This is a genomic window from Amycolatopsis keratiniphila (genome assembly GCF_000400635.2).
Taxonomy (GTDB): domain Bacteria; phylum Actinomycetota; class Actinomycetes; order Mycobacteriales; family Pseudonocardiaceae; genus Amycolatopsis; species Amycolatopsis keratiniphila.
In genome coordinates, this window is the sequence record NC_021252.1 from 1,982,560 (window position 1) to 2,008,720 (window position 26,161).

Genomic DNA, 26,161 nt, shown 5'->3' on the forward strand with positions numbered 1-26,161 from the left:
CATGGCCGACTACTACGAGATCCTCCACACGGTCGGATTCGAAGAGACCAACCTGGTGGGCAACGTCTACTACGTGAACTACGTGCGCTGGCAGGGCCGGTGCCGCGAGATGTTCCTGAAGGAGAAGGCGCCCGCGGTGCTCGAAGAGGTCCGCCACGACCTCAAGCTGTTCACGCTCAAGGTGGACTGCGAGTTCTACGCGGAGATCACCGCGTTCGACGAGCTGTCCATCCGGCTGCGGCTGGAGGAGCTGACCCAGACCCAGATCCAGTTCACCTTCGACTACGTCCACCTCACCGCGGAAGGCGAGCGGCTGGTGGCCCGCGGACGGCAGCGGATCGCGTGCATGCGCGGCCCGAACACGGCCACGGTGCCCAGCCGGGTGCCCGAACAGCTGCGTGAGGCGCTGGCCCCGTACGCGGTCGACGGCAAGGGGGAATGACGTGGGCACGCTGGAGGAACCCTCGCGGCCGGTGCTGAAACGGCTGCCGGCACCCGTCGCCCGGCGCCGGTTGTCCGCGCAGGCCGGCCTGCGGGAGGTGATGGGCCAGTTCGCCACCGGCGTCACCGTGCTGACCGCCGGCGGCGAACGGGCACACGGGATGACCGCCAACGCCGTCACCTCCGTGTCGCTGGAGCCGCCGATGGTGCTGTGCTGCGTTTCCCGCGCGGCCCGGATGCACGAGGCGATCGTGACGGCGGGCTCGTACGCGGTCACGGTGCTGGCGTCGGACCAGAAGGACCTGGCGAAGTACTTCGCGGACTGGCGCCGCCCGGCCGGGATCGCGCAGTTCGACTCGGTGGACTGGACGGCCGGGCCGCAGACCGGCGCCCCGCTGCTCGACGGGGCGCTGGCGTGGCTGGAATGCGAGCTGGCGGAGGTCTACGAAGGCGGTGACCACTCGATCTTCCTCGGCAAGGTGGTCGCCTCCTGCCGCGGCACCGCGCAGGACTCGCTCGTCTTCTACAGCGGCGGCTACCACCAGATCGACGGCCGCATCCGGGCATCCGCCTGACAGGGAGAGGAAATGTCATGACCACCAACGAATCCGCCACGCCCGCTCCGGCGCCCACCGCCGAACGGCCGCCGGTGGTGACCACGATGCCCCGCCTCGGACGGGGGGTGTGCTGGCGCGACATCGTGCGCGAGATCGAACTCGACGAGCTCGAGCGCGAGGCCCGTATGAGGGAGGCGGCGTGACCCTGCAGGGCGATCCGGGCGCCCAGCGCACGGAGGACTCCGAGGTGGTGCCGCTGCCGGAAGACCGGCTGCGGCGCTCCCGGATCCCGAGGCCGACCGACGGGCGGGTGATCCCGCTCGCCCGCGGTGCGGAGCCGGTGCATCCACCGGAACCGACGATGCCGCTGCTGCGCACCCAGCGCGACGAACTGCGCGAGCACATCGTCGACGGACGGCTCGACGGCGTCCGCCGCCAGCACTCGCTCGGCAAGCACACCGCGCGCGAACGGCTGGATCTGTTGCTGGACCCCGATTCCTTCACCGAGGTCGAGCTGTACCGGCGGCATCAGGCGAGCGGGCTCGGGCTGGCGGAGAACCGGCCGTACACCGACGGCGTGATCGCCGGCTCGGGCACCATCGACGGACGGCGCGTGTTCGTATACGCGCAGGACTTCACCGTCTTCGGCGGTTCGCTCGGCGAGGCGCACGCGGCGAAGATCCAGAAGGTGATGGATCTGGCGATCGCCACCGGCTCGCCGCTGATCGGGCTCAACGACAGCGGGGGAGCGCGGATCCAGGAAGGGGTCATGGCGCTCAACGGCTACGGCGGCATCTTCCGCCGCCAGGTCGAGGCGTCCGGTGTCATCCCGCAGATCAGCGTGGTGCTGGGGCCGTGCGCGGGCGGGGCGGCGTACTCGCCCGCCCTCGCGGATTTCGTCTTCATGGTGCGCGACACCGCCCGCATGTACCTGACCGGGCCGGACGTCGTCGAGACCGTGACCGGGGAACGGGTCAGCCACGACGAACTGGGCGGCGCGGACGTGCACGGCGCGTCGTCCGGCGTGGCGACCGTGGTGCACGACGACGAGGAGACCTGCCTCGCCGACGTGCGGTACCTGGTGTCGCTGCTCCCGTCGAACTACCTGGACCCCGCGCCCCGTGAGCCGTCGCAGGACGCGGGCAAGGACCGGCGGCCGCGGTTCGCCGAACTCGTCCCGGTGGAGCCGAACAAGCCCTACGACATGCGTGACGTGTTCTCGGAACTGGCCGACGACGGCGAGTTCTTCGAGCTGCACGAGCGATGGGCGCAGAACGTGCTGTGCGCGCTCGCGCGGATCGACGGGCGCGTGGTCGGCCTGGTCGGCAACCAGCCGGTGGTGTTCGCCGGCGTGCTCGACGGCCCGGCTTCGCAGAAGGCGGCGCGATTCGTCCGGTTCTGCGACGCGTTCAGCATCCCGCTGGTGACCCTTGTGGACGTTCCGGGCTTCCTGCCGGGCGTCGAACAGGAGCATTCCGGGATCATCCGGCACGGCGCGCAGCTGCTGCACGCCTACTGCGAGGCGACCGTGCCGCGTGTGCAGGTCATCCTGCGCAAGGCGTACGGCGGCGCGTACATCGTGATGGACTCGCGGTCCATCGGGACCGACCTCTCGCTGGCGTGGCCGACCAACCAGATCGCCGTGATGGGTGCCGAGGGCGCGGTGAACGTGTTGTTCCGCAAGGATCTCGCCGTCGCGCCCGATCCGGACGCCCTGCGTGCCCACCTGGTGGCCGAGTACACCGAGGAGTTCATGAACCCGCAGTACTCGGCCGAACGCGGCCTGGTCGACGACATCATCGACCCGGCGGACACCCGGTCCGCCGTCGCCAGAGCGCTGGACATGCTGCAGGACAAGCGAAAGGCGGCGCCTCAGCGCAAGCACGGCAACCACCCGATCTGAACGGGGGAACCATGTCACCGTCCGGAATGGACAGTGCGCCGGTCTTCCGGGTCCTGCGGGGGGACCCGGAAGACGCCGACCTCGCGGCGCTCGTCGCCGTCTTCACCGCGCTGGCTTCGGCCGCGCCCCCGCCCGCGGCGCCGGCCCGGTCGGCCTGGTCGCCGCTCGTCGCGCCGACCTGGCGCACCTCCGCGCTGCGCTGAGCCGCGCGCGAAAACGGCCTCGCTGCGCGTTCCGTGCTGTCGTGCGTGGGCTGAAGGCTCCCTTCGTCGCGTCTGATGCGGCGACGGGAGCCTTCGCCCGTTGGCTACCGGCGTGGGATTGCTGTCCTCACGCGAGCCGGCGCGCGGCCTCGGTCTCCCGCCGCGGCGGATACGTACTGTGGCGGGTGTGCACGGCGACGTAGAGGATCCCGCCGTCGACCACCGTCTCCAGCTCCGTCCGCTCCCCGGGCTCGAACGCGCCCCCGCAGGCCGCGCAGGTCCGTTGCCGCTCCGCCGCGCTCATTGCCGGTCCCGCTGCTCGGGGACCGCGGGGTCGGGCCACGACAGGCCGAGCAGGTCGACGTCGAGCTCGTCTTCGGCGTAGATCTCATACGGGTCGAGACGTTCGGTCATGGCGCGCTCCTTGGGTTTCGGGGTACCACAAGGGCACTACCGGCACCCCACCACCGGCGACTTTTCCTTTGCTCACCGCGCGCGCCCGGCATCCTCGATCGCGTCACGACCGGCTCCCGATCGGACGGGGTCATCCTTGGTTGTCAAGTGAGTCGTTCATCGAAGGCCGGGAGGAACGCCATGACGGCACAGGTGCGAATTTGGGTCGTGACCGATGATCTCGACCCGCGCGGGGCCGTCGAGGCCGACGTGACGGCGTTCGTCCCGGAGCCGAGGCAGGCCGCCGAAAACGATTTCCCGGCCGAGCACATCGTCCTCGGCTACAACTAGCTCACCCCTGTACGGACAGCACGGACGAAGAAGACCGCCGGATATCGCGCGCGCGAGAATGAAGATCGCCCGCGAACCGGCCAGATCACGAGGAGGCCTCCGGATGGCTATGCGCCTCCAGCTCACGTCGGGTTTGCAGGTGCTGGAAGAATGGGCGATCAATGCTCCGCAGGCCGACCGCAATGTTATCTACGAAGCGCTTTTCGCGGTAGCCGACGGATCCGCTTTTCTCATCTACGACATTTTCGGAGATGGCCGCGATCCGCACCAGTTCATCATTCTGGTGAAACATGATCTCGTCATCAGGATAGGGCTCAAACGAACCGATTCTTCGTTCGAGATCGTCTACATCGGCGCGCTGGAGCACGGCACACCCGCCGCGGCATGGGCCGACGACGTCGACGGCTCCTGAGCCGGTACCGCTGAACGGCCCAGTCCGCGCATCGGTACCGGCAGCCTTTCGTACCAGTGGATCATGTGTTCCTCACCTTGACATCGTCCAGTTCGGCGTGAAATTCTGCGAGTGTTTGCGGATGGGGAAATTCTGCCGGTCTGGAATTGCGGTTGTCGAGGTCTGGAGGCATGAAAGATGTCATCTCCTGAATTCCCGGGATTGGATGTTTCCACACGGGTGCGCGCACGTGACATTCAGATGGCGGGCGTCGCCGACGTCCGCCGGAGGGTGCTGATGATCTCCGGCGCGATCGACACCACCGAGCACGACATCTCGGTCAGCGTCAATCTCCCCGAACCCGGCCGCTGGCAGGTGATCAAGTCCGAGACCAACCTGACCGACAAGACCTGGGTCGCGATGCAGGTCGTCACCGACGAGGACTCGACTTTCGTCAACGACGCCGACACCCTCGTGCTTTCCCGCCAGTTCTCGAAATCCTTCATGACGCCGGATCAGCGCCGTCTCACCTTCTACGACGGTGAGGTCCGGCCCGGCGAGGCCGTGCTGAAGGTGTACTCGCTCGACGCCGGCGGGCGGAAGCCGACCTATTCCTATTCCCGCTACAGCCCGATCGCCACCGACACCGCCGAGCAGTCCCAGCAGACCCTGGACGAACTGATCAGCAACGGGATGAAGCAGCGCCCCGTGATCGAGCTGATCGTCCCGGTGACCGTGATCGGCTGAGCACGCCGGTGATCACCTTCGTCCCGGAACCGCATCTGCTCGAATCGCCGCGCGGGCGGGAATGGCCGGTTCTCCCCGGTTCCCGTGCGGCGATGACCCCCGAGCCGCCGTCCGCCGCCGACGTCGTCATCGTCGGGGCGGGCCCGGCCGGGCTCGCCGTCGCCTCCGCCCTGTGGCACCACGGCGTCCGCGACCTCGTCCTCATCGACCGCGACGGCCGCCCCTGCGGCCGGTTCTTCGACCGCGTCGACCTGCTCGGCCAGCGCGTGCTGCGGTCGCCGTACGAACACCACCCCGGCGTCGAGGGCTACCGCGACTGCGAACTGCTGGACTTCGCGCGGCTGCACTGGTCGGTGCTGACCCCGGTGGAGCGCCGGGAGATCCGCATGGCGCAGGCCGGACATCGCTCGGTCGTCCCGGTCGACGTCTTCGAGGCCTACTGCCGCCATCTGGCCGCGAGCCACCACGTCACCGAACGGACCTGGCGCGGTTCGGTGCGCGAGGTGCTGCCGACCTCCGACGCGGTCACCGTGCGCGCCGACCGGTTCTCCGTCACCGCGCGCCACGTCGTGCTCTGCCTCGGCGAGGAGCGCCGGTCCGCCCCGGACACCTGGTGGGGTGGCGGCCATCCGCCGCGCGGAGTGACCTATTGGGACGAACCCGTGCCCGGCGGCGGGAAGCGCCTCGCCGTCGTCGGCGCCGGACTCACCGCCGCGCACCTGATCTCCAACGGGCTCGCCCAGGGGCGCGAGGTGCACTGGGTGGTCCGTGAAGCGGGCGAACGCTACCAGTGCGCCGACGTCAACTCGTCGTTCTTCCGGCCCGAAGGCCGTGCCCGCTTCGACGGGGTGAGCTGGGCGGAGCGGCTCGAACTGATGGGCCGGTTCCGGCGCGCGTCGATCATGTTCGAGTTCCGGCCGATGCTCGAGGCGGCCGAAGCCGAAGGGCGGCTGATCGTGCATCGCGGCAAGGCGATCACGAAGGTGACGCCGGGCGTCGGGCTCCACCTCGAAGACGGTTCGCGGGTTTCCGCGGACCACGCCGTACTGGCGCTCGGCACCACGCCGTCGATCGGCGACGGCCTGATGCCCGACGAGGCGGTGCTCGATCGCGGCGGCTGGCCGCGGCTGGACGAGCGCACCTTCGCCTACACCGGCGCGCCCCGGGTCTTCGCGGTCGGCGCGGCAGCGGGGATGGCGCTGGGCCCGGCCGCCCGCAACATCGACGGCCACCGGGTCGCCACCGCCCGGGTCGCGGCGGCCGTCGCCGAGAACCTGCGCCGGGACACCCCGCTGCGGACGGCCACGAAGGACGTCGCCCGTGTCTGAGCCCTACGACTCCCGGTTCACCCTGCCGTCGATCGACGACGCGCCCTCGACCGAGTCGGGGGTGATCCTGCTGGGCCTGGACGCCGAACGCCTGCTCGCCGGGGTCGGGCTGGCCCGGCTCGCCGACGAGCCCGCGCTGGTGGCCCTCGCCGTGGACCAGGCCCGGCACGAGGCGCTCGACCTCGGCCTCGGCGCGCTCGTCGAGGCCGGAATCGTTCGCTGGCGCGCGGTCCGCCCGTTGATCGAAGCAGGTCCGGAGATGACGGCGGCGGGTTCCCTGCGCCGAGAATGGGAACACGCCACCGCGCGGGTCACCGCCACGGTGACCGGGCTGGGGCCGGCATCGGTGGCGTGCCTCGCGGCCTGCTGGCTGCGTCGCGACGACGTCGATGAGTTCGCCGCGCACGGGCGGGCGCCGGAAAAGGGGAGCGGTACACAGGATGTCCTATCTCGGGTCTTTGCCGACTGACGCCACACTGCTGCAGGTCTTCCAGAAATTCCCCGCGCCCGCGTCGAAACTGCTGGAGCTCCACGAACTCCTCATGCGGGCGCCGTCGGCCTTCGGCGCGGGGGAGCGGGAGCTGATCGCGGCCTACGTCTCCGGCGTCAACGATTGTCGGTACTGCCACGGGGTCCACACCGTCACCGCGGAGGCTTTCGGTGTGCCGGAAGGACTTCTGGCCGCCGCGCTGGCCGATCTCGACTCTTCGCCCGTGGACGACCGGATGAAGCCCGTGCTGGCCTACGTGGGCAAGCTGACGCGTACTCCGGCACGGATGACCGACGCGGACGCCGAAGCGGTGTACGCGGCGGGCTGGGACGAAACTGCGCTGCACGACGCCGTCCTCGTGTGCGCCCTGTTCAACTTCATGAACCGGATGGTCGAGGGGCTCGGGATCCGCGCCGACGCCGCCTACGCGAAGATTTCGGGCGTGCGGTTGAAGGAAGGCGGCTACGCCGGCCTCGCGACGTTGCTCGACGAGGCATCCCGCTGACTGGGCCATTCGAGTGCGGGTAACCGGGTGTCGGTCACGGGGGGTCACCATGTCACCCCGAGATCGCACTGCCACTTTCCGTTGTCGAAACCGGTGCCTGTTACTCCGTTCGATGGCCATGATCGCGGAAACGGAGCAGATGAAAGGCACCTTCCGGCGTAGGTGAAAAGCACATCCCCGCGATGATGCATGGCACTGGCCGCGTACCCGCCCTGAGCAGCACGATTTCCTCATCGAAGGAACACCACCGAACAGCCTGGGAGCCATCGATGATGAACACCGCGACCGACAACGTCCGCTCGCTCTTCGCCGTCCGGGGGATCGACACCGGGTTCGCCGGGAATGAGGTCGAGCTGGTGATCGACCGGTTCGACCACTGGACCAACCAGCACCGCAGTGAGGCATTCAGCTGTTTCACCGGCGCCTGTTGCACCGCCCCGCCGCTGGCCGAAGCGAGCTGAACGCACTTTCCGGCCGTCACTCGCTCCCCGAAGGCGAGTGGCGGCCGGTGTCGTATGCGGGGTGTCTCCCGCCAGGACGACGGAAAGTAGCCGACCGACTGCGGATTCCGTCGGCAGGTGACCCTTTCGCGCTGTCGCCTCCGAGACGGCCCCGGCCGACTCACCACCCGAACGGTGGAACGCGTTCCGTGCGGGCGTGTTTATGTTGGGGGCCATGGGGGTGTGCGTGAGGGGACGGCGCCATGGTGATCAGAGTTCTCGTGGCCGAAGACATGCACATCGTCCGCGGGGCGCTCGTGGCGCTGCTGCGGCTGGAACCGGATATCGAAGTGGTGTCCGAAGTGGCGTCGGGTGACGAGATCCTCCCCGCCGCACGGGACTCCCGCACCCAGGTCGCGATCATCGACATCGACCTCCCCGGCAAGGACGGGCTCACCGCGGCCACCGAACTCCACGAGCAGCTCCCGGAGGTCAGGACCCTGATCCTGACCAGCCTCGGCAGGCCCGGCACGCTCCGCCGGGCACTGGCGGCCAAAGTGAGCGGCTTCCTGCTGAAGGACGCCCCCGCGGAGAAGCTCGCCAACGCCGTGCGCGGGGTGGCGGCCGGACGGCGGATGGTCGACGGCGATCTGGCCCTCGCCGCCTGGGACACCGTGGAATGCCCGCTGACGCCGCGGGAGATCGACGTCCTGCGGCTGACCGCCGAAGGCCGCGACACCCTGGAGGTCGCGGCGAAGGCCTTTCTCTCCACCGGAACCGTGCGCAACTACCTGACCACGATCGTGTCGAAGCTCAACGCGCGCAACCGGGTCGACGCGATCCGGATCGCGAAAGAGTCCGGCTGGATCTAGACGGGCACAACGGCACGCAACCGGAACCGCCCGTCGGGCTCCACACCGGCGGTCAGCTCCCCGCCGAGCCCGGCGACGCGGTCGGACATGTTCGTGATGCCGCTGCCCGGAGCCTCCACCCGCACCGGCTGCTCCGGCTTCGGCGGCCGCCCGTTCACCACGCCGTCGTTGACGATGTCGAGCGCGACGCCGTCGCCGGTCCGCCGCACGGCGATCTCGCAGCGTTCGACCTTGCTGTGCCGCAACACGTTCGTCACGCCCTCGCGCAGCACCACGGCCAGCACGGTCCGCACCGTCGTCGGCAGGTCCTCGTGCTCGATCTCCAGCCGCACCTGGACGTCGGCGGCCACCAGCACCGCCTGCGCCGACCGCGACTCCTGATCCAGCGACAGTTCGCGGTAGCCGCTCGCCACCGACCGGACGTCGGTCAGCGCCTGCCGCGTCAGCCCGAGGATCTCCAGCAGCTCGGCGGAGGCGCGATCGGTGTCGATGTCCATGATCCGGGTGGTCAGCTCGCTCTTCAGCGCGATCGCCGACAGGCTCATCCCCAGCAGGTCGTGCAGGTCGCGGGCGAACCGCAGCCGCTCCTCCGCGACCGCGACCTCGGCGAGGCGTTTCCTGGTCTCGCCCAGTTCGGTCACCAGCCGGATCAGCCAGATCAGCCCGAACACCATCAGCCCGGTGTTCAGGATGGACGCGAAAGTGTAGAAGCCGCCGAGGAAGTCGGTGCCGTAGGCGATCCGGATCAGCACCACCCCGGCGGCGGTCACCGCGAACGCCGTCCAGCCCGCCAGCGGCGGCAGCACCAGCAGCGCGGTGCCGGCGAACAGGCTGGGCAGGCTCACCCACGCGCTCCCGAGCGGGATCAGCGGCAGGAAGATCAGGCAGGCCTGCACGAACAGCAGCGCGTAGCTCTGCCGCGAGCGCAACCGGACGTTCGGGCGGGCGAAGTAGGACAGCTGCAGTGTGGTCAGCGCGGTGAGGTAGCCGGCGATGAGCGCCAGGGACCAGCCGTCGTCGGTCAGCATGAACGCCCGTGCCATCGCGGAGAGGCTGAAGACGATGAAGACCACCGTCATCGTCCACTGGACGTTCCTGGCGTCGATCCGTGACCAGTGCCCGGAACCCTCGGCCAGCGCCGTCTCGGTGGGCTCGGCCTGTTCGGGCACCGGGAGTTCGGCGTGCAGCCGCCACCGGCCCGCCGCGTCGGGGCCCGCGCTCAGCTTCCCGCCGTGCCCGGCGACCTCCCCGGTCACCTCGCGCAGGCTCTCGGCCGTCTCCTCGGGCACGTCGTCGTGCGCCGTCCCGTCGTGGACGATCTCCAGCGCGACCCGGCCGCCGCTCTCGCGCACGGTGATCTCGCAGTGCTCGACGCCGGTGTAGCGGAGCACGTTCGTGACACCCTCGCGGAGCACCTTCGCCAGCAGGGTGCGCAGCTTCACCGGGAGGTCGACCTGTTCGAGGTCGACCCGCACCGCGACGTTCGACGCCGAGAGCAGGGACACCGCGGTCCGTGATTCCTTGTCGAGCGAAAGCTCCCGGTAACCCCTGGCCACCGACCGCACGTCGGACAGCGTCCGCTGCGCGATCCCGGTGATCTCGGCGAGCTCCTCACGCGCCCGGTCCAGCGACTTCCGCAGCAGCCGGTGCACCAGTTCGCCCTTGAGCGCGATCGCGGACAGGCTGAGGCCGAGCAGGTCGTGCAGGTCCCTCGCGAAGGCCAGCCGCTGTTCGGCCACGGCCCGCCTCGCCAGCTCGGTCCTGGCCTGGTGCAGTTCGGTCACCAGCCGCGCGAGCCAGGTCAGCAGGTACACGACCAGGGCGTAGAGGACCGCGGTGACGCTGTCGAACACCGCGCCGAGCCAGGTCTCGTCGTAGGTCCACAGGATCCAGATCGTGCCGGCCATGAACACGGTGAACACCGTCCAGCCCGTCCGCGGCCGGAACAGCAGCAGCGCGCTGCCCGCCGCGAGGGTGGTCAGCGAGCTCAGCGCCGCGTCGAAGTGCAGGGTCGGCAGGAACGCCAGGCACGCCTGCACCGCCAGCATGGCCTTCGCGAGCCTGGTGTCGAGCCGGACCGCCGGACGGCTGAAGTACAGCAGCTGGATCGCCAGCACGGGCCCGACGTAGAGCACGGCCAGCAGGCCCTGCCAGAAGTCCACCCCCGGCCGGAACAAGACCGCGAGGAGACCGAACAGGCAGGAGTTGACGAAGACGACGGTGATGATCAGGCCCGCGAGGAACAGTGCCCGGCGCGGGCGCCGGTCGACCCCCGCGGTACCCAGAGGTTCGGCGGTCACGGCGAGCTGATCCGGCACGGGCACCCCAGTGGTAACAGAAGACGTCTTGATCCTTGTCGTGCTGCCCCCTTGCGACGGCCGGGGCCGCCGCACGACCTCCATCGCGGTGTGATTCGGATCCTAACCCATCTTCGTTACCCCGGTTCCCGCTTCCGTGGCGGGGAGGAGGATGATCAAGGAGAAGTTTTCCCGTCCGGGACAGGGAAAATCGCCATGGTCACCCGTGCGGGTGTGGGGCGTTCGGACCACACCGGGGATCGCGGAACACGCCACGATGGAAGACGTGGGTTCCACTTTGTACGCCACGCGGGGCGGGCGGGCACCGGTGGCCCTAAGCTCTGCGCATGGCCAGGTATTTCGACGTACATCCGGAGAATCCGCAACGGCGCGCGATCGGACAGGTCGTCGACATCCTGCGCGAGGACGGGCTCATCGCGTATCCGACGGACTCCTGTTTCGCCCTCGGCTGCCAGCTGGGGAACAAACAGGGCATCGACCGCATCCGGAGCATCCGCAAACTCGACGACCGCCACCATTTCACCCTGGTGTGCCAGGACTTCGCCCAGCTCGGCCAGTTCGTGCACGTGGACAACGCGGTCTTCCGCGCGGTCAAGGCGTCCACACCGGGCAGTTACACGTTCATCCTCCCGGCCACCAAGGAGGTGCCGCGCCGGCTGCTGCACGCCAAGAAGAAGACCGTCGGTGTGCGCATCCCCGACCACGTGGTCACCCAGGCACTGCTCGGCGAACTCGGCGAGCCGCTGCTGTCGAGCACGCTGCTGCTGCCCGACCAGGAGGAGCCGATGACCCAGGGCTGGGACATCAAGGAACATCTGGAGCACGTGGTGGACGCGGTGATCGACTCCGGCGACTGCGGGGTCGAGCCCACCACGGTCATCGATTTCTCGTCGGGCGAGCCGGAGATCGTGCGCCGGGGCGCGGGCGACACCTCGCGCTTCGAATGACGCGTGGGACCGGCGTCCCGGTCCCACGCGCCCGCGGTTCAGTGGGTGACGAGCCCTTCGGCCTTGGACGGGGCCGAGGGGATGTGGAACAGCCGCGTGAACAGCTCCAGCATGGCCGGCTCGCCCTTGATGGCCACCGCGCCGCAGGTGAGCGCGCTCGCGGCGTCCATCTCGCCGTTCAGCAGCTTCAGCACGACCGGGCCGCGTGGCTCGATGACGAGGTCGGGGTTCGGGTGCGGGCCCTCCCCGGCGGTCATGGCGCCGTCCTCGACCACCGCGTGCACGATCATCTGATCGCCGTAGTGCAGTTCGAACGCGCAGTCGATGCCGCGGGCCGCGTCGGGCTGGAACGTGGTGTAGAGCGACAGGATGGCCGCGTCGAGGGTGAACAGGTCGTCGGCGGCGGGGTCGGTGAGCGAACGGGCGCCCCACAGGCCCAGCTGCAGCAGGATCTGGTCGAGGTCGTTGCCGTATTCGGTCAGCTCGTAGACCACCCCGGCGTCGAGCTGCGAGAGCACCCGGCGCTGCACGACGCCGTGCCGCTCGAGTTCGTTGAGCCGGGTCGACAGGATGCTCGTCGGGATCTTCGGCAGGCCGTGCTGGAGCTCGTCGAAGCGCTTCGGCCCGAGCACGAGGTCGCGGATCACGAGCAGGGACCAGCGTTCCCCGATGATCTCGAGCGCGCGGGCGAGGCCGCAGAACTGGCCATAGGTACGAGCGGTCATGCTTGACTCCTCAGTTTCCTTGATCTGGTGGTGGCGGGTGGTGCTTCAGCGGACCGGATGTCCCTCGGAGAGCAGCTCGCGGTGCAGCTCTCGCAGTTCGGCGCAGGGTGTCACCCCCAGTTCGTCCTCGAGCCTGGATCGCAGCCACTCGTAGGACGCCAGCGCGTCGCTGCGCCGTCCGCTGAGCCCCAGCGCTCGGATCAGGTGGGCGTGCAGGGTTTCGTCGAACGGGTCGGCGGTGGTCAGCGACCGCAGCACGCCGAGCATCTCCCGGTGCCTGCCCGACCGGATCTCGGCCTCGATCCACAGGTCGCGGGCGTTGCGCCGATGCTCCAGCAGATAGACGGTGTAGGCGGCCAAGGTCGGTCCACAGTGGATGTTCGCCAGCGGGGGACCGGACCACAGGTCCAGCGCGGTACGGAACGCGTGCGCGGCCGCCGCGTTGTCACCCTCGTCCAGCAGGTCGCTGCCGAGCCGGTGGAGCCGCTGGAACTCCGACACGTCGACCACGCCCGCGTCGATCTCGAGCCGGTAGCCGGGCGAGCTGGTGACCAGCAGGCCGCCGTTGCCGCCGGGGTCGAGGTGGCGGCGGAGGTGGTGGACGTAGGTGTGCAGGGTCCGGCGGACACTGCGCGGGGGCGCGTCGTTCCACAGCTCGTGGACGAGGGAGTCGACGTGGACCGTCTTGCCGGGACGGATGAGCAGCATCGCCAGCAGTTGCAGGAGTTTCGGCGTGCTCGGCGCGCGGTCGGCGCCGCCGATGTGCAGCTCGAGTGGCCCCAGCAGCCTGGCCGTGTCACCCGCTTCGATGGTCATCGCGTGCATCCCTGCCCCTCCGGCGGAGTCCCCCTCGATGACGGTGACAGAGGCGGAACCTTCGGAACAGTGCCGGAAACACCCGGCAGGCCATGATTTCTTCGTTGCGCGGTATGCGATCGTCACGACCTGGAGCGATGAACCGGTTGTGGCAAAAGAGAAGACGCGGAACGGGTCAGAGCCAGTCCGAATCGGTGGCGATACGGATGGCGTCCACCCTGTTGCGGGCGTTGAGTTTCGTGACCACGGTGGCGAGATAGTTCCGCACGGTTCCCGGCGACAGGAACAGTTCCGCCGCGATGTCGGCGACCGTGCGCCCGTTCGCGGCGAGGCGGAGGATCTCCGCTTCCCGCGGGGTCAGCGGGCAGTCCTCCGTTTCCCAGGCGGACAACGCGAGTTCGCTGTCGATGACCCGGCGGCCGATGGCGACCGACCGGACGGCGTTGGCGAGCTTGTCGGCCGGCGCATCCTTGAGCAGGAAGCCGTTGACCTTCGCGTCGAGCGCGCGGCGCACGGTGCCCGGGCGGCCGAGCGAGGTGAGGATCAGCGTGCGGACGCTCGGAAGTTGCTGGCAGAGCTCGGAAGCGGCCGCGAGCCCGTCCTTGGCCGGTAGATCGATGTCGATGATCGCGACGTCCGGGAGATACTCCGCGGCCATCGGGAGGATCTTGTCGCCGGAGCTGACCTCGGCGACGACCTCGATGTCCTGTTCGAGGTTCAGCAGAGCGACCAAGGCGCCACGGACCATGTGCATATCCTCGGCCAATAGGACTCGGATCACTCCGACCTCCTCTTCCCCAGAAACGCGCTAACTCTCAGTGTACATAGCAAACCCGGAAGAGTGAATCGGAATCGCACGATGCAAGGTTGCGCTTTTCCTTGGGGTCTGCCCGACGTGATCAATGTGCTGGTGAGCTGCGGCGATGCGTCGGCTTCGAGAGTACTGAAACTGCGAGCGATCGATTACTGGCTGTCAGGTCAGAAGAAGGTAAAATTGCTACCTCGAGTGGTTTTCATTCCCCGTCGAGTACGTTCCATTCCGGTGAATCAGTCCGGCGAACGGGTGAACTCTCTCCATTCCGGAGAGGGCGATGGACTGTTCGGCGGTACCGGCGCCGGCCTCGATCGGACGTCGATCGCGGCATGGTCTCCTCGGCACGAGCCGGTTCGCGCGATGCCGCCACTATCCACAAAGGACGTATGATGAGCTCATTGCTGGGTGCCCTGCGCAAGGTCATGTTCGCGCCTTCGCTGGCTTCGGTCGGCTTCGAGGGGCGCGGCTTCGGAGTGCCGCGGACGCCGTCGACCGCGCGGCTGGAGTCGATCCCGCAGTCGGTGGTGTGCGGCTTCGAGTGGGGGATCGACGCGCCGGCGCTGTGGGAGGCCGAACGGCGGCTGGACATGGTCGAGCCGGAGATGCGCGGGTTCGCCTACGAGGGCGCGGCGATGGCGTTCACCATCCTCGACGTCATGCCCGGCGGCCGCAAGGACCGCACGGCCGAACTGATGAGCGGCCCCGGCCTCCCGCACGTGTTCCTGACCTACATCGGCATCGGGTTCGCGATGGCCCGGCTGCCCCGGCCGCTGTGGAAGAAGGTGCTGCCGGAGCTGGACGGCGTGCCGTTCCACCCGACGATGAGCTGGCTGGCCGTCGACGGCTACGCGTTCGACCGCGCCTACTTCGACACGCGCAAGTGGGTCGACGAGCAGTTCGTCCCCAAGCAGTACCCGTGGGCAGGGGCCCCCGCGTACTTCCCGCGCGCCTGCGATCAGGGCATCGGCCGGGCGCTGTGGTTCATCAACGGCGGCGATCCGGTGAAGGTCGCCGCGGCGGTGGACCGCTTCCCGGCCGGACGCCGTCCGGACCTCTGGAGCGGGGTCGGGCTGGCTTCGACCTTCGCGGGCGGCTGCGACCGGCCAGGGCTGGTGAGGCTTCGCGAGGCGGCGGGGGAGCACCAGGACGAGCTCGGGCTCGGCGTGGTCTTCGCGGTGAAGGCGAGGACGTTCTCGTCGTTCGTCCCGCCGCACACCCGCCGTGCCGCCCGCGCGCTCGCCGGACTGAGCGTCGAGGAGGCCGTCGAGCTGGCCGACTCGACCGAGGTCACCGAGGACGCCGCCGATGGGACACCCGCGTACGAGCTGTGGCGGCAGAACATCCGGGAGGGTCTGGCCCCGTCGGCGGGCCGGCTCTCCGCCTGAGGGTCCGTGGATGTCATGAAAGGGTCGTTCAAGACGTTTTCCGTCCTGAACGACCCTTTCATGACATCCGGGTGAGGGTCAGGCCGCGCGCTGGAACGGCTCCGGCCGGTGCCGCAGATCGGGCAGCGCGAGCAGGACCGGCGGGTCGAACAGGCGCTTGGGACGCATCCGCAGGTCCGCGAGCCGCGCGGTGACCCCCGGCTCGACGGTGATCGGACCGTGGTGCCCGGTGTACCCGGTACCGCGGCGCGTGAGCGGGCCGGTCACGCAGTGCGCGACGAGGTGCCAGTCGCCCTCCGGGACCTCGGTCAGCTGATAGGGGCCGGGGGCGTCGATGACCGTGTACCGCACGGGCGCGCCCTCGGGGATCCGCGTCGGGAAGAGGCCGACGAAGACGAGGCCGGGCGAGATCTCCGGCGGCGCCGACACGAAACCGCGGACGATCGCCCGCTTCGGGCCGGGACGGGGCTCGCCTGCCAGGCGGCGCTGGAAGCCGCCCTGCCGCCGGTACGCGGACGGGGACAGGCCGACGCGGCTGCTGAACCGCGTGCTGAAGGTGCCGACGCTGTTGTAGCCCACGCGGTGGCTGATGTCGGCGACCGTGATCGAGGTGGTCAGCAGCAGGCGCTTGGCCTCGTCGAGCCGCAGCGCGGAGAGGAACCGGCCGGGCGAGACCCCGGTGGCCTGCTGGAACACCCTGGTGAAATGGAATTTGCTGAAGGTCGCGGCGCGGGCGATGTCGTCGATAGTGAGCTCTTCGCCCAGTTTCTCGTTCATGGCCCCAATGGCTCGCTCCACGGCTCGCCGGACAGTCTCATCCATTGTGCCGTCCTTTCGCTCGAGGATTTCTGGCATGCTTTGCGGTTTCCGACAGTAGTGTTCGCCACGGCTTCTCCTGAAGTGCTTGATTCACCGCCGGATATGGATTCCTGTGTGCGCCGACGTGAAAATTTCACGGGGTGGGCGAGCATGCGAAAACCATGCCCCACGGGTGGTGCGCGCACTGGATCCCGGTGGCCGGTGGCCGCAGAATTCCTGGTAGCGCATTCACGCCGGAACCTCCCCGGCCGTGTTGGCGCGGTCCGAAGAACGTATTCCCGCGGCAACACAGAACCGGCCCTTGACCGCGTCCCCCGCGGCGGTCAAGGGCCGGTTTCCATTTCGCGGAACGAGTGTGTGACGATAGTATCGTCGGCTCGTGGGGCGAGACGCAGGCGAAAGGCAGATGGGGTCGATGATCAAGGTCCTGGTGGCCGAGGACATGCACATTGTCCGGGGGGCCCTGGTCGCGCTGCTCGGATTGGAACCCGACATCGAAGTCGTCGCCGAATGCGCCAGCGGCGACGAGATCCTCCCGCTCGCCCAGTCCGCGCGCCCCGACATCGCGCTGATCGACATCGACCTCCCGGGCAAGGACGGGCTCACCGCGGCCGCCGAACTGCACGAGCAACTGCCCGGTGTGCGCACGCTGATCCTCACCTCGCTCGGCAGCCCCGGCACCCTGCGGCGGGCGCTGGCCGCGAAGGTCAACGGTTTCCTGCGCAAGGACGCGCCCGCCGACCGGCTCGCCAACGCGGTCCGCGGGGTCGCCGCCGGACGGCGCGTCGTCGACGGCGACCTGGCGCTCGCCGCCTGGGACAGCGAGGAATGCCCGCTCACCGCCCGCGAGATCGAGGTGCTCCGGCTGGCGTCGGTCGGCTCCGATCCGACCGAGATCGCCGCCGAGTTGTTCCTGTCCGCGGGCACCGTGCGGAACTACCTGACGACGATCGTTTCGAAGCTCAGCGCCCGCAACCGGGTCGACGCCGTACGGATCGCGCGCGAGTCCGGCTGGCTGTGACGCCGGCCCGCCTAACGGGCGGGGACGTTCATCGTCGCGTGGGCGAGATCCGCGGCGAACTCGCCGGGAGAAGCCGCTTCCGCGAGCAACCGGCGCTGCCGGGCCGCGCCGGTGCCGTGTTCGAACAGTGAGTCCAACCCCCGGTCGACGTCTTCGGCGTCGCCCGCAGCGGTGAGCGCCGGCCGGATGAACTCGACGAGTTCGCCGAGTAATTCCCGCTGATCGGCCTCCCGGCCGGTGAAGACGTCGACGCCCGGCCCGTCGAGACCGCGGCGCGCGGCGGCCGCCAAGGCGGCGTCGATCCGGGCGCCGCGGGCGCGTGGCGGTCTCGTCGTCGCGGCGCAGGTCGCGACCAGCCCGCGCACCAGCGCCGCGAGGAGCACGGCGTCGTCGACGGCCAGGCAGACGTCGGCGATCCGCACCTCGACCGTGGGATGCCGAGGGGAAAGGCGCGCGTAGAAGTACACGCCCGCCGCGTCGAGCGCGGCGCCGCGGCGCAAGGCCTCCCGGATGCTCCGGTCGTACGCGGCCGCGCCGGACCATTCCTCGGGTGGCTTCGCCGTCGGCCACCGGTTCCAGATCGGGAAACGCCGGCTCGCCCAGCCGGAATCGGCAGCGTTCTCCACCGGGGAGTTGACGCTGAGCGCCAGCAACGGCGCGAGCCACGGCCGCAGCCCGGCGAGGACGCGGGCGCCGAGGTCCCGCGACGGCAGGCCGACATGCACATGACAGGCACACGTCCCCGCCTCGCCGATCAGGTCCGGGAACGCCTGCGCCATCCGCCGGTAGCGGGGTTCGGGCGTGAGCGTGTCTCCCCGCAGGCCGGCGGGCGGGATCCCCGCCGCCACCATCAGGCAACCGTCGGCTTCCGCCGCCGTCGCGACCATCTGCCGCAGCCGCGTCAGCTCCGAACGCACCTCGTCCAGACCGCGGCAGACACCGGTCGCGGTCTCGATCTGGAACCGCATCAGCTCACCGGTGACGTCGGTCCCGGGGGCGAGGCTTTCGAGAAGCTCGGGCGCGCGCAACGCGACCGAGCCGTCGACCGGGTCGAGCAGGACGAACTCTTCTTCCACCCCAACGGTGTAGGTCATGCCGTCGACCGCCATGGTTCCCCGTTCGTGGTTTCGCCGGTGAACCTCCGAATCTGCCCCTTCGGGCGCGGCGAGGAAAGGGCCGGTGTGCTGAACTTCGTTGCGGCGAAAGTGTTTCGAGGCCTCACTGACGGTCTAGTCTGCGTTCATGATCGATCTGTACCCACCTGCCGAGCCGTACGACAAGGGACTGCTCGATGTAGGTGACGGCAACCTCGTCTACTGGGAGACCTGCGGGAACCCCGCCGGGAAGCCCGCGGTCATGCTGCACGGCGGCCCCGGGCAGGGCTGTACGCCGGGAATGCGGCGGATGTTCGACCCGGCCCGTTATCGCGCGGTGCTGTTCGATCAGCGCGGCTGCGGCCGCAGCACCCCGCACGCGAGCGACCCGGCCACCGACATGCGGCACAACAAGACGGATCATCTCGTCGCCGACATGGAACGTCTGCGGGAACACCTGGGGATCGAACGCTGGCTCGTCACCGGCGGTTCGTGGGGCACCACCCTCGCGCTCGCCTACGCCGAACGATTCCCGGAGCGGGTCACCGAGATCGTCGTCAGCGCCATCAGCACGACAAGGCCCTCCGAGATCGACTGGCTGTATCACGGCGCCGGCCGGTTCTTCCCCGAGGAATGGGACCGTTTTCGCGGTGATCTCTCCGGTGACCTGGTCGCCGCCTACGCGCGGCTCCTGGAAGATCCCGACCCACGGGTGCGAATCGAGGCCGCCCGTTCCTGGTGCCGCTGGGAGGACACCGTGCTTTTACTCGAACCCGACGCCACCGTCCACAATGGTCCGATCGGCGAATGGGAACTCGCGCTCGCGCGCATCGTCACGCACTACTACTCCCACGCCGGCTGGCTGGAGCCCGGCGCGCTGATCCGCGATGCCGGCCTGTTGCGTGACATTCCCGGAGTGCTGATCCACGGCCGCCGTGACCTGAGCTGCCCGGTGGACACGGCCTGGGAACTCGCCCGCGCCTGGCCCGGCGCGGAGTTGCTGATCGACGACGATTCAGGACACCATTCGAGCGACGTGAAGCGGGCCTGGAAGCTCGCGGCGCTGGACCGGTTCGCTTCTTCTTAAGCGAGCAGACGATCTCTCACCTGGCTTAGTTGAGTCCTGGTAGCTCCTCCCTTCGTCAGGTAGTTGTATGCGCCTCCGTGGCGGTTCTCCAAGTGGGCCAGGGTACGGAGAATCGTGTCGCCGCTGCATCCTTCCGTGAGCGCGTAGTCCTCGGCGATCGCCGAGGGTGGCACGCCCGCGACACTCAACGCGAGCGCGACGAGCACTCCCGTCCGATCTCGCCCGGCGCTGCAGTGCACTGCGAGCGGCCCGGGCGGAGCGTCGCTCAGCTGAATGAAAACGCCGGTGATCTGAGGTCGGTTGTCGTCGAGCATCGTGCGGTACGCGTCCGGCATGGTGGTGCCTTGTTCGGCCAGTTCGGCGATCAAGGGCGCGTTGCGGTACACCGGATCGTCCGCGAACGGACTGGGCTCCAGCTCGGTTTCCCGCACCCAACGGAGGTCGAGTATGCGGCCGATCCCCGCCGCCCGGACCGCGGCTATCCCCTTGGCGGTCAATCGATTGTGGCTGTCGGACCGGAAAAGCGCGCCGGAACGGATCCGTCGTCCATCGGCCGAGAGCAAGCCGCCGACGTCGCGGCTGTTGAGGCAGCCTTCCCAAAGCAACTTCATCGAGCGACTCCGTGTTTGTATTCAGTTTCGTGGGTTCCGAGTCTAGGCGGCTTCGTCGTGTCGGCCCTCATGTCCCAAGGTAGGAGGTGGTTGCATCTCGGTGTTCCGGTGCGGTTGAGGTGGGGAGTCTTGGCGGTCTGAACATTTCGTCTGGAGGCAAGGGCGGCCGCCGCCGGGAGTTCGCCTGGCTGGTGGTGCGTTCGGTTTTCGAGGACGACGGATCGGCCCATGTCTGTAGGTGAATGGTGTTTCGTCTCGGTGTTCCGGCGGGGTGTGAGGTTGGCAGTATTGGGAGGCATGGACTTCCGTCCGTGGGCAGAGGCGATCGCGGCCGGGGGTTCTCTCGGCCGGTTGTGGGTTCGGTTCTGAAGGTTCGCGGGGTCGGCTTATGTCCGTAGGTGCATGGTGTTCCGCCTTGGGGTTCCGGTGGGGTCGAGGTAGGTGGGTGGGGTGAATTCGGGGAGTCCGTCTTGGGCGATCTGGACTTTCCATTCGCTGCGATGGATCAACCGGTGATGCTTCGTGCAGAGCAGAACAAGGTTGTCGATCTTCGTTTCGCCGTGATGGCGCCAGAAAACAATGTGGTGGGCCGTACAGCGCGGTACGGGCATGTCGCAGCCCGGGAACGCGCAACCACCATCGCGGAGGGTGAGCGCGTACTTCTGGGCCAGCGACACGGTGCGTTTCGATCGGCCGATGTCGAGGGGCTCGCCCGCCGTCCCGAGGACGCCGGGGCGGACGCGGGCGTCGCAGGCGAGGATCCTCGCGTCGGTGGCGCTGATCGGCCCCACCAGATCCAGGTGGGCTTCACCGATGTCCCGGATCAAATCTCCGTAGGACATGGTAACCAGGATGTGCGTGGCTTCCCCGGCTTGGCCGGGAAGGTTCCGGCTGGTGGTCTTCAACCGCACATAGTCGGTGAAAGCGTCCCCGTAGCGCTCGTCCTGAGTCCGAGCATCCCGGACCCCGTCGACGGCCTTATGGGGTTTCGCCATCGGATCCAGATCGGACTTCAACCGGGCGTAGGTTTCCAGATCCAGTCGCGCTTTCAGCCCCAAGGTGCCGTCGCGGTGCTTGATGAACCGTAGTTCGGGGCGGGTGTCTTTCGGGTCCTCGTTGCGGGGTTCTTTGCCGTCGGGGTCGAGTTCGTCGAGCAGGCGGCGTCCGGCGCGGGCGATCTGCCTCGGCCCGGCGTGCCGGGCCAGTTCGACGAGGATCTTCTCCCCGGCCCGTACGTCCTCGTCCGGGACACTGGACGGGATGCGGGCGAGCGTCTTGATGATCGCGTCGATTTGACCGCCACCGATCGCGCCCTCCGAGGCAGCCTCGGCGGTCAACGGAGCCAACGGGGGTTCGGGGTCTCCGCCGATCGAGGGGCCGGGGTGCAGGGCGAGGACGCGGTCGGCGCGGGCAGCGGCTTCTTTGTCCGAGACCAGGAAGTCCTCGAGAATCAGCCCCGCCAGCGTCGAATGACCGGAGCAGCCGCGTATCCCGCGGGAATTGATTTCGGCGAGGATCGCGTTCTGCTCGGCATCCAACTGTCGCTTCAGCACTTCGAGTTCCTGTTTGCGGGCATGCAGCGTCGCGGTATCGACGCGCCACCACTCGGTGGTCGTCTTCGGGGCTGCATCGTCGCTGGACACAAGATCAATGCTACGCCGAATCGAACACCTGTGCTATAGCATGTTCAGACTATAGGCGGTTTCATTGGATCAATGCGCCACCTGAGTCTAGCGGGAGTTTGTTGAAGACTTCGGTAGGCTTGAGTCAGCCAAGGGTCTCACGTGGACGGTCATTGAGTTCGTCGTCGAAGGTGCTGGCAAAGTAGACCGTTGCTGCAGCGTTGCCATGGTGAGTGCGGATCGCAGAAGTAGTCGGGCATGTTGGTGGCAATGGTGAACTTGGCGTACCAGCTCAGTTCCACGCCCCGATCTCGCGAAACGACATCCCCTGCTTGATCCCCAACGCGATCAACTCACGCTCCATCGCGTGCAACGGAACACCACGAGCACCTCGCCGCGCCCATCACTCGGCAACATCGTCACGATCCCTCGTGGCGCAATGACCGTTTGATTCCAAGATATCGCCCCAGGAAATGGCCTGCGGGCTCCTGTGATGAAGGAAGTACCGGCAGCAGGTGCCGGAATTCCACTCGCGCCCGGGAGAGCGAGGGTGGCCGCAATTAGCCGGCTAACTGCGGCCACCCCACCCGAATCAGCCGGGATCACGCGGCGCGGTGAATGACGATGTCGTCCAGTCGCGTGCGGGCGTGGATCTTGACGCCGCCCTCGACGGCGGGCGCGAAGGAGTTGTGCACGGATCCCTTGGTGCTCTTGGCATCCACCGTCGCGGTGTCCGCGTCGACGCCGACCTCGATGCCGCCGGAAGCGTTCATCAGTTCGGCCTCGCCGCGCGACAGCCGCCCGACGCGGATCGGGCAGTTCGCCGCCGACGCGACGACGTCACCGTCGGCGCGGTCGATGTCGAAACTTCCGCTGGAGCCGGAAAGTTCGACGTCGGACCGGGCGTGCCCGATCCAGACCTTCCCGGTCGAGCCCGAATACTTGACGGTGCCTTCGACCTCGCCGATCCGGACTCCGGCCGAGCCGCCTTCGATGGCCACGGCCCCGGCGACGTGCCCGATCGCGATCTCACCGGCGGCGAGGTCGCCCCGTACCGCCGCGGCGCGGTCGATCCGGACCTGTCCCGACGACATCTCCAGCACGCAGTCGCCGAACCGGCCGTCGGCGTCGACGTCCGACCAAGCGGTGTTCAGGGCCAGTTGAGAACCGGTGGGCATCTCGATCGTGATCGCGACCGAGCCGTTCTTGCCGCCGGCCTTCTTCGTCTCGATCGACAGCTTGCCGCCGTCGAAGCCGACCTTGGTGTTCTCGGCGACCTTCACGTCCGACTTGCTCGTGGCGTCGATCGGCTCGACCAGGACCACTGTGTCGGTGCGGTCGCTGGCGGTGAGGCGGACCCGGGCGCCGGCGACGGTCAGGGTGGCGGCGATCGGCTGCGGGGTGGGGAAGACGGACATCTCGAACTCCTTGGTGGTGGTGATCTCTCGTTGTGAAAGCAACGATCGCCGACCCGCCTGACACCGGACCGCCACGGCGCTGACACGCCGGAGACACCGGGCCCCTCGCCAGAACACGAGGGGCCCAGGCTCACCCGGTGATCACTCCGCGTACGGCTGATCCGTGCTCTTCCCGCTGTAGCTGATGCTCCAGACGTAGCCGTCCAGGTCCGCGAAGGTGCCTCCGTACCCGCCCCACGCCAGGGCGCCCGCGGGCTTCAGGACCGTGGCCCCGGCCTTCTCGGCCTCGGCGACGATCTCGTCGACGCGCGCCTCGCTGCGGACGACGTAACTGAGGACCAGCCCGCTGAAGCCAGTGCCCTCCGGGCTCGTGCCCACCTGGGCCGCGAGGCCTTCGCGGCCGTAGAAGCCGACCCAGGTGCCGCCGTCCGGTTCGAAGAACACCGAGACGCCGTAGTCGTCCTTGATCTTCCAGCCGAGGCCCTCCGTGTAGAACGCCTTGGACCTGGCCAGGTCCTTGACGCCGAGGAGGATCGAGCTGACGTGCGCTTTCATGATGATCTCCTGGATTCGAAACGGGTGGTCGGACCGGCGATGTCACATCGGGACGGGTTCGCCGGTCATTCGCAGTGACAGACCCGGACGGAGGAATGTGACAGATGGCCGAGCAGGAGTGGGTGAGCGAGCGGTTCGCCGAGCACCAGGGCCGCTTGCGGGCGGTGGCCTACCGGATACTCGGCTCGCCCGGGGAGGCCGAGGACGCGGTGCAGGAGGCGTGGCTGCGGGTCAGCCGCGCGGATACCGACGAGATCGAGAATCCGGCGGGCTGGCTGACCACGGTCGTCGCCAGGGTCTGCCTGAACATGCTGGAAGCCCGCCGCGCCAGACGGGAGGAGGCCGCGGGGGCGATGCCTCCCGAGCCCGCCCTGCCCGATGTCACCAAGGAGGATCCGGAGGACGAGGCGCTGCTGGCCGACTCGGTCGGGGTCGCGCTGATGGTGGTGCTGGACAAGCTGAACCCCGCCGAGCGGCTCGCGTTCGTCCTGCACGACGTGTTCGCCGTGTCGTTCGGCGAGATCGGCACGGTTCTCGGCCGTTCACCGGCGGCAGCCCGGCAGCTCGCGAGCCGGGCCAGACGCCGGGTGCGGACCGCTTCCGACGAGACCGACGCGGCGCGATCCCCGAAACGGGAGGTCATCGCCGCCTTCCTGGCAGCCGCCCGGAACGGTGATTTCGAAGCCCTCCTCGAAGTGCTCGACCCGGACGCCGTGGTCGGCGAGGTCCGCGGCGGCCACGCGGTCGCGGCCTTCTTCTCCGGACGCGCGGAGGCGGCCCGGCCGGCCCTGGTCGGCGGGGATCCGTCGGCGGTCTGGTCGCATCGCGGCGAAGCGAAGGCCGTCTTCACGTTCAGCGTTCGCGACGGGAGGATCACCCGGATCGACATCGACACGGACCCGGAACGCCTTCGCGGTCTCGAAATCGTCTTCCTCAGCGCCAAATGATCCGGTTCTTCTCGTGCACGCTCGCCGTCCACGATCTCGGCAGCGCGCTCGGTTTCTACCGTGACGTGCTCGGTTTCACCGTGTGGAGTGACGGACCGGTGAGCATCGGGCCGCCTTCGCAGCCGGACGTGCGGATCGTCCTCGAACCACCCGACGCGGACCGCGGTGCCTCACCGGCCGACCGGTCCGCGATCGAAGACCTGATGTCCAAGGCCTTGCTGAACCGGCTCGTCTTCGCGACCGACGACTGCGACGGCACCTTCGAGCGCATCGAGGCCGCGGGTGCGGAAGTGATGCAGGAACCGATCGACCGGCCCGGCGGGGTACGTGATTGCGCGTTCCTCGACCCCTCCGGCAATCTGCTGCGCTTCATCCAGAGGAGGGAAGCTTGACGTCCTCAGGCGTCTTGTCCGCCCGCAAACCCCGCCAGGTCGTATGCCGCAGCCGGCCGTCCGGTGTCCAGTTCCGGTGCACGACCTCGCCGACGAGTTCCGGCTCCACCCAGTGCGCCCGCCGCGCCCGATCGCGCGGGACCTCCGAAGCGAAGGGAGGCTTCTTCCGCTCCAGCGGGGTGAGCCGGGCATGCAGGTCTTCGAGGACCTTGTCGGTGAACCCGGTCCCGACGTCGCCGATGTACCGCAGGTCCCCGGCTTCGTCATGGGCGCCGAGCAGCAACGCGCCGAGCGTCCCCGACCGACGCCCGTCGCCGGGCCGCCAGCCGCCGACCACGACCTCCTGGGTGTGCCACACCGCCCGTTTGACCCACTGCCGTGTCCGCTTGCCGGGGTAATACCGGCTGTCGAGCTTCTTCGCGATCAAGCCTTCGAGCCCGTGCTGCCGGACGACGTCGAGCAGCTGATCGGGTGAGATGTCTTCGTCGGTGTACCCCGGTGGGATGGCGATGCGGCCGCCGGCGCCCAGGGACGTCAGCACCTCGCGCCGGGCCTCGTACGGCTCGTCGAGCAGGACGTCGCCGTCGAGGAGCAGCACGTCGAAGGCGAAGAAGTGCACCGGGCTGCGTTCCAGCAGCGACGCGTCCGGCGTGCGCAGGTGCCGGGTCTGGAGCAGCGGGAAGCTGGGCCGCCCCTGCTCGTCGAGCACGACGATCTCGCCGTCGAGGACGGCTTCGTGACCATCGAGCGCCTCGCCGGTGACATCCGGGTACGTCGCCGTGATGTCGAGCCCGCGGCGGCTGGTCAGGCGCGTTTCGCCGTCGCGCGCGACACGCAGGCAGCAGCGGTAGCCGTCCCATTTGTATTCGTACCCCCACCCGCCGGTGGGCAGGTCACCGTCGGTCGCCAGCATCGGGGCGATCGCGTCCGGCACGGTACTCATGCCTCACGGTACCCCGGAAACCCCGC

Annotated in this window: 31 protein-coding genes and 1 pseudogene; 19 read left to right on the forward strand and 13 right to left on the reverse strand. The window is 68.7% G+C overall.

Translation table 11 applies throughout. The features are described from left to right. Nucleotide 1 precedes the first annotated feature (1 nt). The 5 genes from AORI_RS50215 to AORI_RS50230 all read left to right on the forward strand — a co-directional run bounded on the left by AORI_RS50215 (nucleotide 2) and on the right by AORI_RS50230 (nucleotide 3,104). The gene (locus AORI_RS50215; RefSeq protein WP_005154182.1) at nucleotides 2-442 is read left to right on the forward strand and encodes an acyl-CoA thioesterase; all 441 of its coding nucleotides are present in this window, start codon (nucleotides 2-4) and stop codon (nucleotides 440-442) included. 1 nt (nucleotide 443) lies between these two features. Further along, nucleotides 444-1,016 carry a flavin reductase family protein gene (locus AORI_RS50220; protein WP_016332232.1) on the forward strand — a complete coding sequence of 191 codons (573 nt, stop codon included), beginning with the start codon at nucleotides 444-446 and terminating at the stop codon, nucleotides 1,014-1,016. Between the two features lie 17 nt (nucleotides 1,017-1,033). Continuing rightward, nucleotides 1,034-1,201, forward strand: a complete 168-nt coding sequence (locus AORI_RS83840) for a DUF6222 family protein (RefSeq protein ID WP_167337763.1) — start codon at nucleotides 1,034-1,036, stop codon at nucleotides 1,199-1,201. Between the two features lie 158 nt (nucleotides 1,202-1,359). Further along, complete coding sequence (locus tag AORI_RS50225; protein ID WP_420806985.1) at nucleotides 1,360-2,901, forward strand: acyl-CoA carboxylase subunit beta; 1,542 nt, start codon at nucleotides 1,360-1,362, stop codon at nucleotides 2,899-2,901. Between the two features lie 11 nt (nucleotides 2,902-2,912). After that, nucleotides 2,913-3,104 (forward strand): acyl-CoA carboxylase subunit epsilon, encoded by a 192-nt coding sequence (locus AORI_RS50230; protein WP_016332234.1) that lies wholly within the window; start codon nucleotides 2,913-2,915, stop codon nucleotides 3,102-3,104. 127 nt (nucleotides 3,105-3,231) lie between these two features. On the opposite strand, the gene AORI_RS83845 is transcribed toward AORI_RS50230, so the two are convergent. Next, a complete protein-coding gene (locus tag AORI_RS83845; RefSeq protein WP_016332235.1) occupies nucleotides 3,232-3,408 on the reverse strand; it encodes a hypothetical protein in 177 nt (58 codons plus the stop codon). 290 nt (nucleotides 3,409-3,698) lie between these two features. Between AORI_RS83845 and AORI_RS83850 the strand changes: the two genes are divergently transcribed. The 8 genes from AORI_RS83850 to AORI_RS50265 all read left to right on the forward strand — a co-directional run bounded on the left by AORI_RS83850 (nucleotide 3,699) and on the right by AORI_RS50265 (nucleotide 8,621). Beyond that, nucleotides 3,699-3,848, forward strand: coding sequence for a hypothetical protein (locus AORI_RS83850; protein WP_167337764.1), 150 nt, complete (start codon nucleotides 3,699-3,701; stop codon nucleotides 3,846-3,848). A gap of 103 nt (nucleotides 3,849-3,951) precedes the next feature. Then, nucleotides 3,952-4,260, forward strand: coding sequence for a DUF6235 family protein (locus AORI_RS50235; protein WP_016332236.1), 309 nt, complete (start codon nucleotides 3,952-3,954; stop codon nucleotides 4,258-4,260). Nucleotides 4,261-4,500: 240 nt separating this feature from the next. After that, a complete protein-coding gene (locus tag AORI_RS50240; RefSeq protein ID WP_016332237.1) occupies nucleotides 4,501-4,986 on the forward strand; it encodes a DUF6423 family protein in 486 nt (161 codons plus the stop codon). Between the two features lie 8 nt (nucleotides 4,987-4,994). After that, nucleotides 4,995-6,314, forward strand: coding sequence for an FAD-dependent oxidoreductase (locus AORI_RS50245; protein ID WP_016332238.1), 1,320 nt, complete (start codon nucleotides 4,995-4,997; stop codon nucleotides 6,312-6,314). Then, nucleotides 6,307-6,783 (forward strand): DUF6187 family protein, encoded by a 477-nt coding sequence (locus AORI_RS50250; RefSeq protein ID WP_016332239.1) that lies wholly within the window; start codon nucleotides 6,307-6,309, stop codon nucleotides 6,781-6,783. The genes AORI_RS50245 and AORI_RS50250 overlap by 8 nt, the downstream gene beginning before the upstream one ends. Next, nucleotides 6,755-7,309: a carboxymuconolactone decarboxylase family protein gene (locus tag AORI_RS50255; protein ID WP_016332240.1), complete on the forward strand. Its 555-nt coding sequence runs from the start codon at nucleotides 6,755-6,757 to the stop codon at nucleotides 7,307-7,309. The genes AORI_RS50250 and AORI_RS50255 overlap by 29 nt, the downstream gene beginning before the upstream one ends. Nucleotides 7,310-7,578: 269 nt before the next feature. Continuing rightward, nucleotides 7,579-7,770: a hypothetical protein gene (locus tag AORI_RS50260; RefSeq protein WP_016332241.1), complete on the forward strand. Its 192-nt coding sequence runs from the start codon at nucleotides 7,579-7,581 to the stop codon at nucleotides 7,768-7,770. Between the two features lie 245 nt (nucleotides 7,771-8,015). Beyond that, nucleotides 8,016-8,621: a response regulator transcription factor gene (locus AORI_RS50265; RefSeq protein ID WP_043848643.1), complete on the forward strand. Its 606-nt coding sequence runs from the start codon at nucleotides 8,016-8,018 to the stop codon at nucleotides 8,619-8,621. Here the strand turns inward: AORI_RS50265 and AORI_RS50270 are convergent. After that, nucleotides 8,618-10,939 (reverse strand): sensor histidine kinase, encoded by a 2,322-nt coding sequence (locus AORI_RS50270; protein WP_081809778.1) that lies wholly within the window; start codon nucleotides 10,937-10,939, stop codon nucleotides 8,618-8,620. The two genes, AORI_RS50265 and AORI_RS50270, sit on opposite strands and share 4 nt — an antisense overlap. A 326-nt stretch (nucleotides 10,940-11,265) precedes the next feature. Here AORI_RS50270 and AORI_RS50275 point away from each other — a divergent pair, with 326 nt between their 5' ends. After that, complete coding sequence (locus AORI_RS50275; RefSeq protein ID WP_005154159.1) at nucleotides 11,266-11,886, forward strand: L-threonylcarbamoyladenylate synthase; 621 nt, start codon at nucleotides 11,266-11,268, stop codon at nucleotides 11,884-11,886. A gap of 38 nt (nucleotides 11,887-11,924) precedes the next feature. Here the strand turns inward: AORI_RS50275 and AORI_RS50280 are convergent, their stop codons facing one another. The 3 genes from AORI_RS50280 to AORI_RS50290 form a co-directional block, all read right to left on the reverse strand. Beyond that, entirely contained in the window at nucleotides 11,925-12,611 is a 687-nt protein-coding gene (locus tag AORI_RS50280) for a winged helix-turn-helix transcriptional regulator (RefSeq protein ID WP_016332244.1), read from the reverse strand. A 45-nt stretch (nucleotides 12,612-12,656) separates the two neighbouring features. Continuing rightward, entirely contained in the window at nucleotides 12,657-13,436 is a 780-nt protein-coding gene (locus AORI_RS50285) for an AfsR/SARP family transcriptional regulator (protein WP_016332245.1), read from the reverse strand. Between the two features lie 166 nt (nucleotides 13,437-13,602). Continuing rightward, the gene (locus AORI_RS50290; protein ID WP_043847969.1) at nucleotides 13,603-14,208 is read right to left on the reverse strand and encodes a response regulator transcription factor; all 606 of its coding nucleotides are present in this window, start codon (nucleotides 14,206-14,208) and stop codon (nucleotides 13,603-13,605) included. A 422-nt stretch (nucleotides 14,209-14,630) separates the two neighbouring features. Here AORI_RS50290 and AORI_RS50295 point away from each other — a divergent pair, with 422 nt between their 5' ends. After that, nucleotides 14,631-15,626: a DUF1702 family protein gene (locus AORI_RS50295; RefSeq protein WP_043848644.1), complete on the forward strand. Its 996-nt coding sequence runs from the start codon at nucleotides 14,631-14,633 to the stop codon at nucleotides 15,624-15,626. Nucleotides 15,627-15,704: 78 nt separating this feature from the next. On the opposite strand, the gene AORI_RS50300 is transcribed toward AORI_RS50295, so the two are convergent. Continuing rightward, nucleotides 15,705-16,403: an AraC family transcriptional regulator gene (locus AORI_RS50300; RefSeq protein WP_016332248.1), complete on the reverse strand. Its 699-nt coding sequence runs from the start codon at nucleotides 16,401-16,403 to the stop codon at nucleotides 15,705-15,707. Nucleotides 16,404-16,860: 457 nt separating this feature from the next. Between AORI_RS50300 and AORI_RS50305 the strand changes: the two genes are divergently transcribed. Continuing rightward, nucleotides 16,861-17,466 (forward strand): response regulator transcription factor, encoded by a 606-nt coding sequence (locus AORI_RS50305; RefSeq protein ID WP_043848645.1) that lies wholly within the window; start codon nucleotides 16,861-16,863, stop codon nucleotides 17,464-17,466. An 11-nt stretch (nucleotides 17,467-17,477) separates the two neighbouring features. Here AORI_RS50305 and AORI_RS50310 read toward each other — a convergent pair whose 3' ends face one another. Further along, entirely contained in the window at nucleotides 17,478-18,560 is a 1,083-nt protein-coding gene (locus AORI_RS50310) for a carboxylate-amine ligase (RefSeq protein WP_228688328.1), read from the reverse strand. 148 nt (nucleotides 18,561-18,708) lie between these two features. Between AORI_RS50310 and pip the strand changes: the two genes are divergently transcribed. Then, the gene (gene pip / locus AORI_RS50315; protein WP_016332252.1) at nucleotides 18,709-19,647 is read left to right on the forward strand and encodes a prolyl aminopeptidase; all 939 of its coding nucleotides are present in this window, start codon (nucleotides 18,709-18,711) and stop codon (nucleotides 19,645-19,647) included. Here the strand turns inward: pip and AORI_RS50320 are convergent. The 5 genes and pseudogenes from AORI_RS50320 to AORI_RS50335 form a co-directional block, all read right to left on the reverse strand. After that, nucleotides 19,644-20,258 carry a tyrosine-protein phosphatase gene (locus AORI_RS50320; RefSeq protein ID WP_016332253.1) on the reverse strand — a complete coding sequence of 205 codons (615 nt, stop codon included), beginning with the start codon at nucleotides 20,256-20,258 and terminating at the stop codon, nucleotides 19,644-19,646. The two genes, pip and AORI_RS50320, sit on opposite strands and share 4 nt — an antisense overlap. A gap of 386 nt (nucleotides 20,259-20,644) precedes the next feature. Then, on the reverse strand, nucleotides 20,645-21,901 hold the full coding sequence (locus AORI_RS50325; RefSeq protein ID WP_016332254.1) for an HNH endonuclease signature motif containing protein: 1,257 nt from the start codon (nucleotides 21,899-21,901) through the stop codon (nucleotides 20,645-20,647). A gap of 155 nt (nucleotides 21,902-22,056) precedes the next feature. Beyond that, nucleotides 22,057-22,200: pseudogene (locus AORI_RS84190) on the reverse strand (IS30 family transposase); the annotation flags it as partial. A gap of 282 nt (nucleotides 22,201-22,482) precedes the next feature. Continuing rightward, nucleotides 22,483-23,298: a DUF4097 family beta strand repeat-containing protein gene (locus AORI_RS50330; protein ID WP_043848646.1), complete on the reverse strand. Its 816-nt coding sequence runs from the start codon at nucleotides 23,296-23,298 to the stop codon at nucleotides 22,483-22,485. A 141-nt stretch (nucleotides 23,299-23,439) separates the two neighbouring features. Beyond that, nucleotides 23,440-23,853, reverse strand: coding sequence for a VOC family protein (locus AORI_RS50335; RefSeq protein WP_016332256.1), 414 nt, complete (start codon nucleotides 23,851-23,853; stop codon nucleotides 23,440-23,442). A 104-nt stretch (nucleotides 23,854-23,957) separates the two neighbouring features. On the opposite strand from AORI_RS50335, the gene AORI_RS50340 reads away from it, so the two are divergent. Next, complete coding sequence (locus AORI_RS50340) at nucleotides 23,958-24,800, forward strand: sigma-70 family RNA polymerase sigma factor (RefSeq protein WP_016332257.1); 843 nt, start codon at nucleotides 23,958-23,960, stop codon at nucleotides 24,798-24,800. Then, nucleotides 24,797-25,192, forward strand: coding sequence for a VOC family protein (locus AORI_RS50345; RefSeq protein ID WP_016332258.1), 396 nt, complete (start codon nucleotides 24,797-24,799; stop codon nucleotides 25,190-25,192). Before AORI_RS50340 ends, AORI_RS50345 begins: the two co-directional genes overlap by 4 nt. Here AORI_RS50345 and ligD read toward each other — a convergent pair. Continuing rightward, entirely contained in the window at nucleotides 25,170-26,135 is a 966-nt protein-coding gene (gene ligD / locus AORI_RS50350; protein WP_043847970.1) for a non-homologous end-joining DNA ligase, read from the reverse strand. The two genes, AORI_RS50345 and ligD, sit on opposite strands and share 23 nt — an antisense overlap. Between the last annotated feature and the right edge of the window lie 26 nt (nucleotides 26,136-26,161).